We start from the raw sequence: 16,340 nt of genomic DNA, 5'->3' as shown, positions 1-16,340 counted from the left end.
AAGCCATGCATGTGCACGCGTCCTCCGAACCGCCCCCCGCCGCCGTCATCACGGTGTCGGACCGCTCGGCCGGGGGCGTGCGCGCCGACCACAGCGGGCCCGTCGCCGTGGAGTCCTTCCGTGCGGCGGGATACACCTGCGCCGACGCGACGGTCGTCTCCGACGGCGCCGACAGTGTCGCGGATGCGCTGCGCGCGGCGCTCGCAACGGGCGCCCGGGTGATCGTCACGACCGGGGGCACGGGGGTCGGCCCCCGCGATCAGACGCCCGAGGGCACCGCGCGTGTGCTCGATCGGGAGGTGCCCGGAATCGCCGAGCAGCTGCGTCGTCTCGGCGCGGACGAGAAGCCCGCCGGGATGCTGTCCCGCGGTCTCGCCGGAGTCGTCGACACCGCGGGGGCGCTGATCGTGAACCTGCCGGGTTCGACCGCGGCGGTCGCGTCGGGCATGCCTGTCGTGCTCTCGGTCGCGCGGCATGTCGTCGATCAGCTCGCGGGCGGTGATCACTGATGGGTGGCGTGGAGCACGCGGGCGGGGTTGGCCTGGAGCACGCGGGTGGCCTGGAGCACGCGGGTGGCGTGGAGCACGCGGGCGGCGTGAGCGACGCCAGCGGCGTCCGCCTCGCGCGGATCAGTTCGGAGCCTCTCGATCTCGACGCGCACCTGCGCGCCGTCGACGATGCGGGCGCCGGCGCTCTGACGACCTTCGTCGGCCGCGTGCGCGACCATGATCCGGATGCGGCCGGTGCCGTCGTCGCGCTCGAGTACACCGCGCATCCCGACGCCGAGACGGGTCTCGTGCGAATCGCGGCCGACGCGATCGGCGGAGGCGGGGCGATCGTTGCCGTCAGTCACCGGATCGGGCGCCTCGCCGTCGGCGATGCGGCGGTCGTGATCGCCGTCGCCTCGTCGCACCGGGCCGAGGCTTTCGAGGTGTGCCGCACGATCATCGAGACGATCAAGACCGATCTGCCGGTGTGGAAGCGTCAGGTCGAGGCCGACGGCACGACGGCGTGGAAGGGTCTCGGCGGCTGAGTCACCCGCCCGCGAAGGGCGGGAGCACGTCGATCGTCGCGTCGGCCGCGAGCGGGGTGACGTCCGAGACGCGGGCGCCGCCCACGAGCACGGCACAGCGGGGGAGGATCCCCGCAAGCGCCGGGTAGTCCGCCACGAGCGCTGCGCGCAGCGCGCCCAACGTCGTCTCGTCCCGGGACTCCTCGTCTCGTCCCGCCGCCTCTTCGGCGGCGGCGAAGTAGCGCACCCGCGCCATCAGGCGCCGTCCTTCGCCCAGTCGGCGGCGAGGGCCGCGATCGCCGCCACGGCCTCGCGCACCTGGGCGGGCGTGCCGCCCGCGCGACCGGCGACCAGTCCCGCGGCGAACGCGCTGAAGGGCGCCGCGGGGCGGGCGACATCGCCTGCGACATCGCGCGCAAGATCGAGGATCAGGGAGACGGGCAGATCGTCCTCCGTGAGGTCGAACCGCTCCCGCAGGGCCGCAGCCCAGGCGGCGAGGGCTTCGGGGGGAAGCGTGCGCGAGGTCTCGTCCGACATGATGCTCTCCGTCTCCGGCGCCGTCCGGGCCGCTCGGGCCAGGGATCGCGCCTGCTCAAGATCCTGCCATGTGTCGACGTCGCGCGAAGCCCCCGCGACGTCGTCCACGAGGGAGAGGGCGAGTCCGTCGGTCAGCGCGCGCACGGCCGAACCCCGCCCCGCCGCCGGAAGCGCGGCGGCGACACGGCGCAGGGATGCTGTGCGATACACCGCGGTCAGCCGCTGCGCCCTGTGCTCGGCATCGACGAGACAGACACCCTCGGTCGCCGCCTCGGCCGCGGCATCCGGCCAGCCGGCGCGGAGCGCCTGCACGGCGGCGGCGGCGCGGGGGAGGTCGGCCGCGAGCACCAGCACCCACTCGGCGTCGATCGCCGGGAGCGCCGCGACGATCCCGGCGACGGGACCGCCGAACGGGGGATCCTCACGCACCCACGTCACCCGCGGGTCATCGCCGAGCGGCGTCGAGGCGACGACGATGCGCCGGGCTCCGGCATCCACCGCCGCATCGATCGCCCGCGTGAGGAGCGAGCGCCCCTCGATCTCGAGGAGCGGTTTGATCGCGCCGCCCAGGCGCGAGGCTCGCCCGCCCGCCAGCACGATCGCGTCGAGGCGTCGCACGGGCTACTCGCCGGGGCGGGTCCACGAGCCGGAGCGGCCGCCCTGCTTGGCGGTGATGCGCACGTTCTCGATCGAGCTGGACTTGTCAATGCCCTTGACCATGTCGACGATCGCGAGGGCCGCGACGCTGACGGCGGTGAGCGCCTCCATCTCGACACCGGTGCGGTCGGCGGTACGCACCGTGGCCTCGATCTCGACCCCGGCGTCGGTGATCGCGAGGTCGACGACCGCGCCGTGCACGCCGATGATGTGCGCCAGCGGCAGCAGGTCGGCGCACTTCTTGGCGCCCTGGATGCCGGCGATCCGCGCGACGGCGAGCACATCGCCCTTGGGTGCGGTGCCGTCGCGGAGCGCCTCGATCACGTGCGGCGCGCACCGGACGAACCCGCGCGCCGTCGCGGCGCGAACGGTCGGCTGCTTCTCGGTGACATCGACCATGCGGGCGTGACCCGCGGAATCCAGGTGCGTGAAGCTCATGTCACCAGCATGACATCGACCGCATCCCCCGCCTCGACGGCGTCGATGCCGGCGCCGACGATCGCGTAGGCCTCGGCGCGGGCGAGGCCCCCCGCGAGGTGCGAGCCCGAGCCTCCCGCGGTCGCCGGGCGGACGCTCCACCGGGCGGGGTCCGTGCGGTCGATCGCGGCGGGCAGGTACTGCCGTCGCCCCGGCGGCGTGCGCCATCCGACCGCGGCGGGCAGCCGCAGGAGCGGGCGATGGATGCTGCTCGCGCCGAGCATGGTCCGCAGCGCCGGGCGCACGAAGGTCTCGAACGACACGGCGGCGCTGACCGGGTTGCCGGGTAGTCCGAAGAAGAGCGCGCCCCCCGCGAGCGTGCCGAACGCCTGCGGTTTGCCGGGCTGCATGGCGACCTTGACGAACGACACGACAGCGCCGTCCGCGGGCGCCGCGAGGGTGTTCTTGACGACCTCGTACGCCCCCGCGCTCACCCCGCCCGAGGTGATGACGACGTCGGCGCCCGCACGACCCGCGCGCTCGAGGACCCCGACGAACGCCGCTTCGGTGTCGTCGACGCTCGTGACGAGCACGATGTCGGCGCCGGCCTCGTGGCAGAGCCCGGCCAGCAGGGTCGAGTTGGACTCGGGGATCTGGCCGCGTCGCAGGGGTGCGCCGGGCGCGGCGAGCTCGGATCCCGTCGAGACGACGGCGACGCGCGGGCGGCGCGAGACGACGACGGCATCGACGCCGGCGGCCGCGGCCGCGGCCAGCTGCAGCGCACCGAGATCGCTCCCCGCGGGCACGATCTCATCACCCGCGCGCGCGTCCCCGCCGCGGCGGCGGATGTGGGCGCCGGGCGCCCTCGGAGCCCGCACGACCGCGGTGGTCTCTAGCGATTCCGACAGCCCCGCGGCGGTGTCCTCGAACGGCACGATCGTGTCGGCGTCGGCCGGCACGGGGGAGCCGGTCATGATGCGCGCGGCCTCACCGGGCCGCAGCGGCGGATCGGCCTCGGTGCCGGCCGGCAGGTCGGCGATGACCCGCAGCGTCACGGGCGCGTCGGATGCCGCGGTGGCGACATCCGCGAACCTCACGGCGAAGCCGTCCATGGCGGAGTTGTCGAACACGGGGATGTCCACGCGCGCCAGCACGGGTGCCGCGAGCACGCGGTGAGCGGCGTCCGCGAGGGACAGCGGCTCGGGTTCGGGGCCGAGCACGCTCGTCAAGGCGAGGATGTCGGCCAGGTGCTGCTCGACGCTGCGCAGGTCGTCGCTCACGACTCGCGCCTCGATCGGGCCCAGGCATCCATTCCTCCGGTGAGCACGACGGCGTCGACGCCGACGGCACGCAGGGCGTCGGCGGCGCGGCGGGCGCGGACGCCGACCTGGCAGATCACGACGGTGGGGGTGGAGGCGTGCGGCGGGGGTGCGGCGCCGGCCGGATCGGCGAGCAGATCCGCGAGGGGGATGTGCCGGATGCCGGTGATCGCACCGCGCTCGAGCTCGTGCGCCTCGCGCACGTCGACGAGGTCGGGGGTGGTGCCGCCCTCGATCAGGGCGGCGAGGGTCACGGCGTCGATGTGCGGGGAAGCGGTCGGGGCGGTGTCGGTCGCGTGCGTCGACGCGGGTGTCGACGCGGGTGCGGCCCGGGCGGTCGACGGCGCGAGGGGGACTTCGCGCTGCCGCGCCCGCAGCCCGTCGATGACGAGCACGCGGCCGAGAAGCGGTTCACCGATGCCGGTGATGAGCTTGATCGCCTCGGTCGCCATGAGCGAGCCGATCTGCAGGCACAGGGCGCCGAGCACCCCGACGTCGGCGCAGGTCGGCACGTCGCCGACGCTTCCGGACGGGTAGAGGTCGGCCAGGCGCACGGGCGTCGCGCCGGGCGGGGGCGACGCCCAGAACACCGTGACCTGTCCGTCGAACTCCTGGACGGTGCCCCAGACGAGGGGGATGCCGAGTGCCTCGGTGGCCGCCGCGACGGCCTCGCGCGTGTCGAATGTGTCGGACCCGTCGATCACGAGATCGGCGCCGTGCAGCAGGTCCGCGGCGTTCGCCTCGCTCAGGCGGGTGTTGCGGGTGACCACGCGCGTCTGCGGCGACAGGCCCGCGATGACCGCGCGGGCGCTGTCGACCTTGGGCTGCCCGAGGGCGGCGAGGGAGTGGATGACCTGGCGCTGCAGATTGGATGCCTCGACGATGTCGTCGTCGATGACCGTCAGGGTGCCGACCCCGGCGGCGGCGAGGGCGAGGATGACGGGCGAGCCGAGCCCGCCCGCGCCGACGACCGCGACGTGCGCGGCGGCGAGGCGCCGCTGACCGAGCTCGCCCAGCGGCGCAAGGCGGATGTGGCGCGCGGTTCGCGCGCGCTCGTTCTCGCTGAGCTCGTCGACGGGCTCGACGAGCGGGGGAAGGCGCATGGCTTCAGGCTAACCCGCTCCCGCTCTCATGTTGGGGCGTCAGGGCTGCGTTGGGGCGTGCTGCAGCGCGCCCCACGGTGATTTCAACGCCCCAACGCCGAAGGGGGGCCGCGTCCGGGTGCCGGGATGGCCGCGCGAGTCCCGTGTTGGGGCGTCAGGGCTGCGTTGGGGCGTGCTGCAGCGCGCCCCACGGTGATTTCAACGCCCCAACGCCGAAGGGGGCACGCCGAAGGAGGGCACGGCGTGGGCTCCGAGGCATCCGCAGGCAAGACGCAGATGCGGATGCTGGGGCCCGCTACGTCCGCGAACGCGGGTATCATCGACCCATGCCCGCGTACAAGATCGCCGAAGCGGCCCGGCTTCTCGGCGTGAGCGACGACACCGTGCGGCGCTGGATCGAGCAGGGCACGCTGTCGACGACGGGCGCCACCCCCGCCGAGGTGCCCGGGACAGCGCTCGCCGCCCGCGCGATCGAGACGGCCAACGCCGCGGCCGATCCGGCCGACCGCCTCTCGAGCGCCCGCAACCGATTCGTGGGCCTCGTCACCCGCCTCCAGCTCGACGGCGTCATGGCGCAGGTCGACATCCAGGCTGGCCCCCACCGCGTCGTCTCGCTCATGTCCGCCGAGGCGGTCGCCGAGCTCGGCCTCCAGGTCGGATCGCTCGCCGTCGCCGTCGTCAAGGCGACCACCGTCATCGTCGAGACCCCGAGGGCCTGAGGCGTGCGCGGGCGTCTGCGGGCAGCATCCCGCGCCTTTGCCGGAGCCGTCGCGGCCGGCGCGCTCGCGCTCGCGGGTTGCGCGGGCAGCGCGCCCGCCGATCGGCAGAGCACCCCGGCCGCGGGCGCGCTCTCGGGCGAGGTCAGGGTCTACGCCGCGGCGTCGCTGCAGGCCGCATTCGATGAGATCGCTCTCGCATTCGAGACAGCGAACCCCGGGGTCGATATCCTGCCGATCGTGTACGACGGATCCCGCACGCTCGCCACCCAGATCGCCGAGGGTGCGCCCGTCGACGTGTTCGCGTCCGCCGACGAGGCGAACATGGCGGCGGTCGCAGAACTCGTGCCGGCGCCCGAGCTCTTCGCGACCAACACGCTCGTCGTCGCCGTTCCCGAGGGCAACGCCGCCGGCATCACGACGCTCGAAGACCTGGCCGACCCCGCGGCCACCGTCGTGCTGTGCGCCGACGAGGTGCCGTGTGGCGCAGCATCCCAGCGTCTGTTCGAGGCCGCCGGCCTCACCGTGCGCGCCGCCAGCTACGAGCAGAACGTCACCGCCGTGCTGACCAAGATCGCCGCCGACGAAGCGGACGCGGGCCTGGTGTACGCGACGGATGTCGTCGGTCAGCCCGTCGAGAGTTTCACTCCGGCGGGGGCCGAGGGTGTCGTCAACCGCTACCCGATCGGGGTGCTCGAGACCGCGACCGATCGCGCGGCCGCCGAGGCTTTCGTCGCGTACGTGGTCTCGGGTCGCGGAGAGGACATGCTCGGCGCGCGCGGATTCGGGGCGCCGTGACGGCCGCCGAGCCGAGGGCGCCCGGTGGCACACTGCCGCCGATCCTCGTCGTGCCGGCCCTGCTCGGGCTCGCGCTGCTGGTCGTGCCCCTGGGCGCGCTCGTCGGGCGCATGGAATGGGCGAATCTGTGGGCCGACATCACCTCGCCAGAGGCCATCGATGCGCTCCTGCTCTCGCTGGGCACGGGGGGTATCGCCACCCTCGTGTGCACCGTGCTGGGCATGCCGCTCGCGCTCGTGATCGCGAGGGCGCGCCCGGGCATCGCGGGCGTGCTGCGCGTGCTCGTGACGGTGCCACTCGTGCTGCCGCCGATGGTCGGAGGCGTTGCGCTGCTGTTCCTCTTCGGACGCAGCAGTCCCGTCGGCGAGGTGCTCGCCACCTGGGGCATCACCCTGCCGTTCACGACGGCGGCCGTCGTGCTGGCGCAGGTGTTCGTCGCGCTGCCCTTCCTCGTGCTCGCCGTCGAGGGGTCGCTTCGCACATCCGGCGTCGAGTACGAGAACACCGCGGCCACGCTCGGCGCCGGACGCTGGCGCATTCTCTGGCGGGTGACACTGCCGCTCGCGGCGCCCGGGCTGCTCGCGGGCGTGATCCTCTGCTTCGCCCGCGCGATCGGCGAGTTCGGCGCGACCGCGCTATTCGCCGGCAACGCGCCGGGCGTGACCCAGACGATGCCGCTCGCGATCTACACCGCCTTCAACGGCGCCGGTGTCGGTCAGGGCACGGCGGTCGCGCTGTCGCTGCTGCTGCTGGTCACCTCGCTCGTCGTGCTGCTGCTCGTCCGCGGTTGGCGGCAGGGGGCGCCGCGATGACGGGCTCGGGCCTGGTCGCCGACGTCGCCGTCGCCCGCCGCGGGTTCCGCCTCGAGGCCTCGGTGGCGTGCGAGCCCGGCGAGGTCGTGGCGATCATGGGACCGAGCGGTGCCGGAAAGTCAACGCTGCTCGCGGCGATCGCCGGCCTCGCGCGGCTGAGCGAGGGCCGGGTGCGCATCGGCGATCGCGACGTCGCCTCCGCGCGACCGCGTCGGCACCTGCGGGCGGCGCAGCGCGGGGCGGTCCTCCTCGGCCAGGAGCCGCGCCTGTTTCCGCATCTCACGGCGCGCGAGAACGTCGCCTTCGGCACCCGCGCGCGAGGCATCGGCCGCTCGGTGGCCCTCGGTGAAGCCGACGACTGGCTCTGGCGCGTCGGCCTCCCGGGCGCCGGCGACAAGCGCCCCGCGCACCTGTCGGGGGGTCAGCAGCAGCGCGTCGCCATCGCCCGTGCCCTGGCGACGGCCCCTCAGGTGCTTCTGCTCGACGAGCCGCTGACCTCCCTCGACCCCGAGACGGCGGGCGATATCCGCGCGATGCTCAGCGAGCAGCTCACCGCGACCCGCGCAACGGCTCTCATCGTCACCCACGACGCGGTCGACGCGGCGGGTCTGGCCTCCCGTCTCGTGCTGATCGAGGAGGGCAGGGTCACGCAGTCGGGCGACGTGCGCGACGTGCTGCATGCCCCCGCGACGCGATTCGCGGCGAGCATCGCCGGCCTGAACCGGGTCGAAGGCGTCGCGCGCGGTGGCCTGTGGCGGGCGCCCGGCGTCAGCCCCGAGGTGCTGATCGAAAGCGCCGATGCCGCCTCCCGCGCCGCCGCGGAGGAGGACGGCGGTGCGGTCGCCGCTGTCTTCCGCCCCGGGGTCGTGCGCCTCGAGCGCGCGGGCGAGTCATCCTGGACGGGCGCCCTGCGGCTGGTCACCGACGACGAGAGCACCCCCGGAACGTGGCTGGCGCGGGTGACGCGCGTGGAGCAGACGCCGGTGGGTGCGCGCGTGCACACCGCCGACCCGGCGGTGGCGGTGGATGTCGGAGCCGACGTCGTCGCCGATCTGCGCCTGACCGCCGGGGTCCCGGTGCGCCTGACGCTGGCGCCGGCCGACGTGCGTCTGCAATCGATCGGGGCCGGAGCCGGAGCCGGAGCGATGCGCTCGCGGTCGGCGGCGCGCGCCGCTCTGGAGGCCGGCGCCGTCACGCCTGGTGCGTCTGCGTGACCCGGATCCGTCCCGTCCGGCCGGACGATCATGAGGCGCTGGCCGAGATCTGCGTGCGCACGGGCGCCGCCGGCGCCGACGCGACGGGCGCGCACTCGTCGGATGGGCTGCTGCCCGACCTGTTCGTGCTGCCGTATGCGGCGCGGCATCCGGACTTCTGCTTCGTCCTGGAGGACGACGCAGGCGACGACGCGGGCGTCCGGGGGCCACGCGGCTATGTCGTCGGCACGCCCGACACCGCCGCGTTCGAGACCTGGTTCGCCGAACAATGGTGGCCGGCGCGCCGGGGACGATACGCCACCCCGGCAGGGGTGCGCGATGCGCGGGACGCCGAGATGATCGCGTACGCCGACGCGCGCGGCACCGTACCCGCGCCCTACGCCGCGACGTACCCCGCGCACCTGCACATCGACCTGCTGCCCGATGCCCAGGGCCGGGGTGCCGGCCGCGCCCTCGTCGAACGGTTCTGCGATGCGCTGGCGCTCGGCGGCGTCGGCGGCGTGCATCTCGTCGCGGATGCGCAGAACGCCGGTGCGCTCGCCTTCTACGACCGCCTGGGATTCACACGGCTGCCCTCGGGATCCGGCGAGCAGGCCTTCGGTCGCGCGCTGCCCTGAACGGGGTCAGTCGAGCACACGACCATCCGCCAGCCGCACGACACGATCGACCGCGCCGCCCGGAACCCCCACGTGCGAGATCAGCACGACCGCCTGCTCGGGTCCGACCGCGCCCAGCAGGTCGGCGAGCAGGCGATCCGAGGCCTCGACGTCGACGCCGGCGGTGGGCTCGTCGAGGACGAGCACGGGAAAGCCGCGCAGGAGCGCCCTTGCGAGGGCGATGCGCTGCGCCTGCCCGCCCGAGACGAGAGCGCCGCGCTCGCCGACGCGGGCATCGAGTCCGCCGCGTTCGGCGAGCCAGGGCCCGAGACCCACGCGCTCGAGCACGGCGACGAGGTCGGCGTCGCTCGCGGTGTCGCGCGCGAAGAGCAGGTTCTGCCGGATGTCTTCGTCGAAGAGCATCGGATGCTGCTCGCACAGTCCGACGCTCAGGCGCACATCGTCGGCGGCGAGCTGCCGCACCGGCACCCCGCCGATCTCGTACGAGCCCGTGTGCTCGAGGAAGCGCACGAGGACGTGCGCGAGGGTCGACTTTCCTGCACCGCTGGACCCGACGACGAGCACGCGCTCGCCGGGGCGCACGTGCAGATCGACATCGCGCAGCGCGGGCCTCGCGGCCGCCGGCCAGCGGGCGGAGACCCCACGCAGTCGCAACCCCGCGGCGGGCCCGGCACCGAGCGCGGGTGCGACACCCGTGGGGGCAGGCCCCGCGGCCACGATCTCGGGCGGTGCGGCCTCGGGCAGCGACACGGCGATGCGCTGCGCGCTCGCCCGCACCTGCCGCCAGGCCGACGCCGCGAGCGGCACCGAGGCGAACACGTCGAAGACCGCGAGTGGCACGAGCACGACCACCGCGAGCGAGGGCCCCGGCAGCGCGCCCGGTGCCCCCGCGGTGACCACGGCGAGGATCGACGCCGCGCCCGCCAGCAGCGACACGACCGCGGCGGTGCCCGCCTGCGCGCCCGCGCGCCGCACGACCGCACGACGCAGCAGCGCGTCGGTCTCGCGGATACGCTCCCGGCTCTCGGCCTCGGCGCCGTATGCCGCAAGCACGTCGAGGCTGCCCAGGTGATCGAGCACCTGGTCGGCCAGGCGAGCCCGCAGCGGGGCCAGGGCACGCTCCGCACGCGCGCCCAGCGCCCAGCCCCACAGGGTCGCCGCCACGCCGGCGGCGACGAGGCACGCGAGCAGCGTGAGCGCCGCCGTCCACGACACCGTCGCGACGAAGACCACCGCGCCGAGCGCGACGAGCGCCGACGCCGTCAGCGGCTGCACGACGCGCAGCGGAAGATTCTGCAGCTCGTCGACGTCATCGACGAGGGCCCCGAGAACAGATCCCCGGCGTGTGCGGCCGAGGCCGTCGGGCGCGAGCGGGATGAGCCGCCGGAGGAGATCGGAGCGGGTCGTCGCCAGCTGGCGCAGCGCCGCGTCATGCCCGGCCAGGCGGTCGGTGTAGCGGAACACCGCGCGCGTCAGTGCGAACAGCCGCACCCCCACGACCGCGACCGAGATCGCGAGCAGGATCGGCTGCTCGCTCGCGCGCACGATCAGCCACGCGCTGACCGCGAGCAGTGCGACGGCGGATGCCTCGGAGAGGAATCCGGATGCCGCACCCGGCCAGAAGCGCCGCAGCGGCGGCATCGCGCCGCGCAGCACGTCGCGGGTGCGCGGCGTGAGGCGGCCACGGGTCGACACGGTGGAGCGGGCACTCACGCGATCACCTCCGCGCCGCGCAGCGACACGATCCGGTCGGCGATGCCACGCGCCGACGCGCGGTGCGACACGAGCAGCACAAGGGCGCCGGCATCGGCGATCTCGCGCACGCGCACCCACAGGGCGCGCTCCGTCTCGGCATCCAGGGCCGAGCTCGGCTCATCCAGCGCGATCACGGGCGCGACACCCGAGAGATGGCGGTACAGGGCGCGGGCCACCGCGACGCGCTGGGCCTGACCACCCGAGAGTCCGCCACCCTGCACCCCGAGCTCCAGAGCGGGGTCGATACCCTCCGCGGCGGCGAGATCGAGAGCACGATCGACGCGCCCCGCATCGGGATCCGGCGAACCGAGCGCGATGTTGGCGGCGACGGTGCCCGCGATGAGCCCGGGCCGCTGACCCGCCCACGCCAGCCAGCTCGCGGGGGAGAGGGAGGAGACGGGGCTGCCCGCCCACGACGCGTCGCCCTCGAACGCCGCGGTGCCGCGCAGAGCGGCGAAGATGCTCGACTTGCCCGACCCGCTCGGTCCTTCGATCAGCACGACCTCGCCCGCCCGCGCCACAAGATCCACGGCCGGCAGCATCCGATCCCCGCGGCGCACCCGCAGGCCGCGCAGCTCCAGTCGTGCCGGCCCCCCGGCATTCTGCGTCGTCTGTGCGGCCCGCGGCGCGGCGCCGAGCGCCTGCGCGGCGTCGAGCACGGCGAACACATCCGCCGTCGCGGCGACACCCTCGGCGGCCGCGTGGAACTGCACACCCACCTGGCGCAGCGGCAGATACGCCTCGGGCGCCAGCAGCAGCACGAACAACCCGACGCCGAGCACCATCGCGCCATCGAGCAGACGGAACCCGATCGAGACCGCCACGATCGCCACGGCGATGCTCGCGAGGAACTCGAGAGCGAACCCCGACAGGAACGACACGCGCAACACCTTCATCGTCTCGACGCGGTACCGCCCCGTCACCTCGTCGATCGAGGCCGCCGCGCGGTGCTGGCGCCCGAAGACGGTGAGCGTCGACAGACCCTGCACCGTATCGGCGAAGCGCGCCGCGAGGCGCTGCAGGGTCTGCCACTGCCGCTTCTGCACGGCACGGGTGGCGAGGCCGATGAGGATCATGAAGATCGGAATCAGTGGCAGCGTCAGCAGCACGGTGAGGCCGCTGATCCAGTCCGCCCACCACATCACGATCAGGATGCCGGGGGTCGCGATCGCGGTCTGCACGAGCTGCGGCAGGTACCGGCCGAAGTACGCGTCGAGCGCTTCGAGCCCCCGACCGGCCGTCACCGCGAGGGCGGCGGAGTTCTGTCGCTCGAGCCAGCCCGGCCCGAGGTGCCCGACGGCGCTCATCAGCCCGTCGCGCAGCTGTGCCTGCACACGGGCGGCGGCGCGCGCCGCGGCCTGATCGCGCACCCAGATCATCAGCGCGCGCACGAGCACCACGCCGCAGAGCGCCAGAAGGGTCCCCGAGAGCTCGGGCCACGGCATCCCGTCGATCGCGCCGGTGATCGCGCGCGTGAGCAGCCACGCGAAGGCGATGATCACGACCGTCTGCGCGAGCGAGATCACGGCCAGCGCGACGAAGAAGCCGCGGGAGGCGCGCGCGTACCGCAGCAGGCGGGGGTCGACGGGGGGCGTGCGCGGCGTGCGCGCGCCGGGGGCATCGGATTGGTCGGTCACAGCATGTCGAGGCTATCGCCGGCCCGCATCAGTGGGCCTCCGCGGCGGCCTTCTCGATGCGTGAGCGCGAGACGCGGCGGCGGAACACCCAGTACGTCCACCCCTGGTAGGCCAGCACCAGGGGCAGGAAGATCAGGGCCGCCCACGACATGATCGTCAGCGTGTAGTCGGTGCTTGAGGCGTTCTCGATGGTCAGGCTGAAGGCCGGGTCGGTGGAGGAGGGCATGACGGAGGGGTAGAGCGCGAACCACAGCGTCCCCACCGCCGCTACGACGGTCGCGGCGCCGAAGCCGAATGCCCAGCCCTCGCGGTCGCGCAGGTTCGCGCCGACCGAGAGGATGAGGAAGACGGCCGCGGCGATCGCGAGCAGCATGACGGGCAGCGCGGGGTGGGCGAGCACCGTCCAGAGCAGGAACAGCGCCGCGACGACGATCGTCACGAACCCGGCGCGGGCGGCGAGCTTGCGGGCGTCGTCGTGCACCGCTCCGTCGGTCTTGAGCGCCACGAAGCTCACGCCGTACGTGAAGAACAGCAGGAGCGTGGTGAGGCCGCCCAGCAGCGCGTAGGGGTTCAGCAGCGTCAGCAGCGTGCCGGTGAATTCGAAGTCCTGATCGATCGGCACCCCCTGCACGATGTTCGCGAAGGCGACTCCCCACAGCAGCGCCGGCACGGCGGACCCGACGACAATCATCGTGTCGAAGCCCTTCTTCCAGCGCAGGCTGTCGCGCTGATGCCGGTACTCGAACGACACCCCGCGGGCGATGAGCGCCAGCAGGATGAGCAGCAGCGGCAGGTAGAAGCCGCTGAAGAGCGTCGCGTACCACTCCGGGAACGCGGCGAACAGCGAGGCCCCCGCCACGATCAGCCACGTCTCGTTGAGGTCCCACACGGGACCGATCGTGTTGATGATCTGCCGGCGGCCGATGTCGTCCTTGCCGAGGAAGGGCAGCGACATCCCGACGCCGAAATCGAACCCGTCGAGCACGAAGTACCCGATGAAGAGGAATCCGATGATCCAGAACCAGAGATAGGCGAGATCCATGATCGGCTCCTAGTAGACCGTCGAGGTGAGGCGGTGGGCGTCGTCGGAATCGTCTTTCGGCGCGTTCGGATCGGGCAGCGGATCCGGGCCCTTCTGCGCGGCCTTGAGGATGAGTCCGAACTCGACCACCGCGAGCGCGGCGTAGATGAGCGTGAACGCGACGAGCGAGATCAGCACGGTCCACCCCGGCACGTTGGGGGAGACGCCGTCCTCGGTGAGCATGAGGCTGAACACGATCCAGGGCTGGCGACCCATCTCGGTGAAGACCCAGCCGACGAGGCTGCCGAGCAGGGGGAGCGGGGCCGACCAGATCGCGATCTTCCACATCCAGCCCGCGACCGGCTTGGTCGCCTTCTTGCGAGTGACCCAGAGGCCCGCGACCGCGACGAGGGCGGCGGCACCGCCGAGGCCGATCATCCAGCGGAACGACCAGTACGTGACCCAGATGATGGGCATGTAGCTGACGCCCTCGCCGAACTGCTGCTCGTACAGCGCCTGCAGGTCGTTGAGGCCCTCGACACAGCCGTCGAACGTATGCGTGGAGAGGAAGCTGAGCAGGTAGGGCACGCGCAGCGACCAGATCTCCTCCGACCCGTCGGGGGTGCCGAGGGAGAAGATCGAGAACGACGCGTCCGCACCGCAGGCGGTGTTCCACATCGCCTCGGCGGCGGCCATCTTCATCGGCTGCGTCGCCACCATGACGAGGCTCAGTTGGTCTCCCGAGAGGGCGACGCCGGCGAACGAGACGATCATGAACCACAGGCCGAACCGCAGCGAGGAGCGCATCGTCTCGAGATGCTGGCCGCGGGAGAGATGCCACGCCGAGACGGCGATGACGACGGCGGCCGCGAACATCCACGCGGCGAAGATCGTGTGCGGGAACGCGGCGAGCACGACGGGGTTGGTCAGCACCGCTCCGAAGTCGATCAGCTCCGCGCGGCCCCCGTCGGCGGCCATCTGATAGCCGACGGGGTTCTGCATGAAGGCGTTGGCGGCGAGGATGAAGTAGGCCGACAGGGTGGAGCCGAGCACGACCATCCACATCGACAGCAGGTGCAGGATGCGGGGCAGTCGGTCCCATCCGAAGATCCAGAGACCGATGAAGGTGGCCTCGAAGAAGAAGGCCATGAGGCCCTCGAACGCCAACGGCGCCCCGAAGACGTCGCCGACGAAGCGCGAGTAGGCCGACCAGTTCATGCCGAACTGGAACTCCTGCACGATCCCGGTGACGACGCCCATCGCGAAGTTGATCAGGAAGATCTTGCCGAACAGCCGCGTCAGGTGCAGCCACTTCACATCGCCCGTGCGGTGCCAGACGGTCTGGAAGATCGCGACGACGAGCGCGAGTCCCAGGGTGAGCGGGACGAAGAGGTAGTGGTACAGGGTCGTCAGACCGAACTGCCAGCGGGCGAGAAGCAGCGGGTCGAGCAGATCCACGGGCGGACTCCGATTTCGCTCAGGGGGCGGTTCGCGACTCACCGTAGCATGTGGTCAGACCACACGGGAGGGCGGTATCTCGACAACGAGATTCCCGCATTCCCGTCGTTCGGCGAGCCTGATCCGGCCGTGAATAAGCCCGTGCGGGGATAGGCTCGGACGCATGTCCGGCACACGCGCGCTCGAGAGCGGGGCGACGCCGTGAGCGCCGTGCCGGTCACGATCGGCGTGCGGATGCCGGGGCCCGCGGCCCGGGACGCTCAGGCCTCCGGCTCACCCCTCATCGACACGCACGGCCGGGTCCACCGCGACCTGCGCATCTCGCTGACCGATCGATGCTCCCTGCGCTGCACCTACTGCATGCCCGAACAGGGCAACGAGTGGCTCGCACGCACGAGCATCCTGGGTCTCGACGAGATCGAGCGCGTCGCGAGAGTGGCCGCAGCATCCGGCATCACCACCTTCCGGCTCACGGGTGGCGAGCCGCTCCTGCGCACCGACATCGTTGAGGTGGTGCGTCGCCTCGCCGCCGTCTCGGGCCCGGACGGACCCGTGCAGATCGCGATGACGACCAACGGCATCCGTCTGCGCGAGGTGCTGCCGCAGCTGATCGACGCAGGCCTGTCGCGGCTGAACATCAGTCTCGACACGCTGCGACGCGATCGCTTCCGCGACCTGACCCGGCGCGATCGCCTGGACGAGGTGCTCGATGGGATCGCCGCCGCCCGGGACTGCGGACTTCGCCCGCTCAAGATCAACGCGGTCGCCATGCGCGGGGTCAACGACGACGAGATCGTCGACCTCGTCGAGTTCGCGATCGCACACGATGCGCAGATGCGCTTCATCGAACAGATGCCCCTCGATGCCGGCCACACCTGGGATCGATCGCGGATGGTCACGCGCGACGAGATCCTCGCCGCGCTCTCCGCGCGCTTCACGCTGACCCCGGTGCCGGGGCGCGGGGGTGCTCCCGCCGAGAAGTGGGCCCTCGAGGGCGGACCGCACACGGTGGGTGTCATCGCGTCGGTCACGGCACCCTTCTGCGGCGACTGCGACCGGCTGCGCCTGACCGCGGACGGGCAGCTGCGCAACTGTCTCTTCTCCACCACCGAGTACGACCTGCTGCCGATCCTGCGCGCCGGCGAGGGTGACGACGCGATCGACGCGATGCTGCGCTCATGCGTGCACGGAAAGCTGCCCGGGCATGCCATCAACGACCCCGCGTTCCTGCAGCCGGCCCGCGGGATGAACGCGATCGGCGGCTGAT

Annotated in this window: 17 protein-coding genes; 8 read left to right on the top strand and 9 right to left on the bottom strand. The window is 72.9% G+C overall.

What is annotated here, in order from left to right; genetic code table 11:
* Positions 1 to 5 precede the first annotated feature (5 nt).
* Both AB2L57_RS14345 and AB2L57_RS14340 read left to right on the top strand, forming a co-directional pair.
* Complete coding sequence (locus AB2L57_RS14345; protein ID WP_292811169.1) at positions 6 to 509, top strand: molybdenum cofactor biosynthesis protein B; 504 nt, start codon at positions 6 to 8, stop codon at positions 507 to 509.
* Entirely contained in the window at positions 509 to 1,033 is a 525-nt protein-coding gene (locus AB2L57_RS14340) for a molybdenum cofactor biosynthesis protein MoaE (protein WP_292811171.1), read from the top strand. Before AB2L57_RS14345 ends, AB2L57_RS14340 begins: the two co-directional genes overlap by 1 nt.
* A gap of 1 nt (position 1,034) precedes the next feature.
* On the opposite strand, the gene AB2L57_RS14335 is transcribed toward AB2L57_RS14340, so the two are convergent.
* The 5 genes from AB2L57_RS14335 to AB2L57_RS14315 are packed head-to-tail and all read right to left on the bottom strand — an operon-like array spanning position 1,035 to position 5,045.
* Positions 1,035 to 1,268: a MoaD/ThiS family protein gene (locus AB2L57_RS14335; protein ID WP_292811174.1), complete on the bottom strand. Its 234-nt coding sequence runs from the start codon at positions 1,266 to 1,268 to the stop codon at positions 1,035 to 1,037.
* Positions 1,268 to 2,167 (bottom strand): molybdenum cofactor guanylyltransferase, encoded by a 900-nt coding sequence (locus AB2L57_RS14330; protein ID WP_292811176.1) that lies wholly within the window; start codon positions 2,165 to 2,167, stop codon positions 1,268 to 1,270. The genes AB2L57_RS14335 and AB2L57_RS14330 overlap by 1 nt, the downstream gene beginning before the upstream one ends.
* Before the next feature lie 3 nt (positions 2,168 to 2,170).
* Entirely contained in the window at positions 2,171 to 2,644 is a 474-nt protein-coding gene (moaC, locus tag AB2L57_RS14325) for a cyclic pyranopterin monophosphate synthase MoaC (RefSeq protein WP_292811178.1), read from the bottom strand.
* Entirely contained in the window at positions 2,641 to 3,903 is a 1,263-nt protein-coding gene (gene glp / locus AB2L57_RS14320; RefSeq protein WP_292811180.1) for a gephyrin-like molybdotransferase Glp, read from the bottom strand. Before glp ends, moaC begins: the two co-directional genes overlap by 4 nt.
* A complete protein-coding gene (locus tag AB2L57_RS14315) occupies positions 3,900 to 5,045 on the bottom strand; it encodes a ThiF family adenylyltransferase (RefSeq protein ID WP_292811182.1) in 1,146 nt (381 codons plus the stop codon). Before AB2L57_RS14315 ends, glp begins: the two co-directional genes overlap by 4 nt.
* Positions 5,046 to 5,371: 326 nt before the next feature.
* Between AB2L57_RS14315 and AB2L57_RS14310 the strand changes: the two genes are divergently transcribed.
* Genes AB2L57_RS14310 through AB2L57_RS14290 form a run of 5 tightly spaced genes read left to right on the top strand, consistent with a single transcriptional unit; the run spans position 5,372 to position 9,202 of the window.
* A complete protein-coding gene (locus AB2L57_RS14310; RefSeq protein ID WP_292811184.1) occupies positions 5,372 to 5,764 on the top strand; it encodes a molybdopterin-binding protein in 393 nt (130 codons plus the stop codon).
* 3 nt (positions 5,765 to 5,767) lie between these two features.
* Positions 5,768 to 6,559, top strand: coding sequence for a molybdate ABC transporter substrate-binding protein (gene modA / locus AB2L57_RS14305; protein WP_292811185.1), 792 nt, complete (start codon positions 5,768 to 5,770; stop codon positions 6,557 to 6,559).
* Positions 6,556 to 7,371 (top strand): ABC transporter permease, encoded by an 816-nt coding sequence (locus tag AB2L57_RS14300; protein WP_409047407.1) that lies wholly within the window; start codon positions 6,556 to 6,558, stop codon positions 7,369 to 7,371. Before modA ends, AB2L57_RS14300 begins: the two co-directional genes overlap by 4 nt.
* Positions 7,368 to 8,585 (top strand): sulfate/molybdate ABC transporter ATP-binding protein, encoded by a 1,218-nt coding sequence (locus tag AB2L57_RS14295; protein ID WP_292811190.1) that lies wholly within the window; start codon positions 7,368 to 7,370, stop codon positions 8,583 to 8,585. Before AB2L57_RS14300 ends, AB2L57_RS14295 begins: the two co-directional genes overlap by 4 nt.
* Positions 8,582 to 9,202 carry a GNAT family N-acetyltransferase gene (locus AB2L57_RS14290; protein WP_409047406.1) on the top strand — a complete coding sequence of 207 codons (621 nt, stop codon included), beginning with the start codon at positions 8,582 to 8,584 and terminating at the stop codon, positions 9,200 to 9,202. Before AB2L57_RS14295 ends, AB2L57_RS14290 begins: the two co-directional genes overlap by 4 nt.
* A 6-nt stretch (positions 9,203 to 9,208) precedes the next feature.
* Here the strand turns inward: AB2L57_RS14290 and cydC are convergent, their stop codons facing one another.
* The 4 genes from cydC to AB2L57_RS14270 form a co-directional block, all read right to left on the bottom strand.
* Positions 9,209 to 10,843 carry a thiol reductant ABC exporter subunit CydC gene (gene cydC / locus AB2L57_RS14285; RefSeq protein ID WP_409048635.1) on the bottom strand — a complete coding sequence of 545 codons (1,635 nt, stop codon included), beginning with the start codon at positions 10,841 to 10,843 and terminating at the stop codon, positions 9,209 to 9,211.
* Positions 10,844 to 10,911: 68 nt separating this feature from the next.
* Positions 10,912 to 12,594, bottom strand: a complete 1,683-nt coding sequence (cydD, locus tag AB2L57_RS14280) for a thiol reductant ABC exporter subunit CydD (RefSeq protein WP_409047405.1) — start codon at positions 12,592 to 12,594, stop codon at positions 10,912 to 10,914.
* 28 nt (positions 12,595 to 12,622) lie between these two features.
* Positions 12,623 to 13,636, bottom strand: coding sequence for a cytochrome d ubiquinol oxidase subunit II (gene cydB / locus AB2L57_RS14275; RefSeq protein WP_292811196.1), 1,014 nt, complete (start codon positions 13,634 to 13,636; stop codon positions 12,623 to 12,625).
* Positions 13,637 to 13,645: 9 nt separating this feature from the next.
* Positions 13,646 to 15,073, bottom strand: a complete 1,428-nt coding sequence (locus tag AB2L57_RS14270; protein WP_292811197.1) for a cytochrome ubiquinol oxidase subunit I — start codon at positions 15,071 to 15,073, stop codon at positions 13,646 to 13,648.
* A gap of 234 nt (positions 15,074 to 15,307) precedes the next feature.
* Between AB2L57_RS14270 and moaA the strand changes: the two genes are divergently transcribed.
* The gene (gene moaA / locus AB2L57_RS14265; RefSeq protein WP_409048634.1) at positions 15,308 to 16,339 is read left to right on the top strand and encodes a GTP 3',8-cyclase MoaA; all 1,032 of its coding nucleotides are present in this window, start codon (positions 15,308 to 15,310) and stop codon (positions 16,337 to 16,339) included.
* The last annotated feature ends 1 nt before the right edge of the window (position 16,340 follow it).

It is taken from the genome of Microbacterium sp. HA-8 (assembly GCF_046111165.1).
Classification (GTDB): Bacteria; Actinomycetota; Actinomycetes; order Actinomycetales; family Microbacteriaceae; genus Microbacterium.
This window is presented reverse-complemented; position numbering and strand designations above follow the sequence as displayed.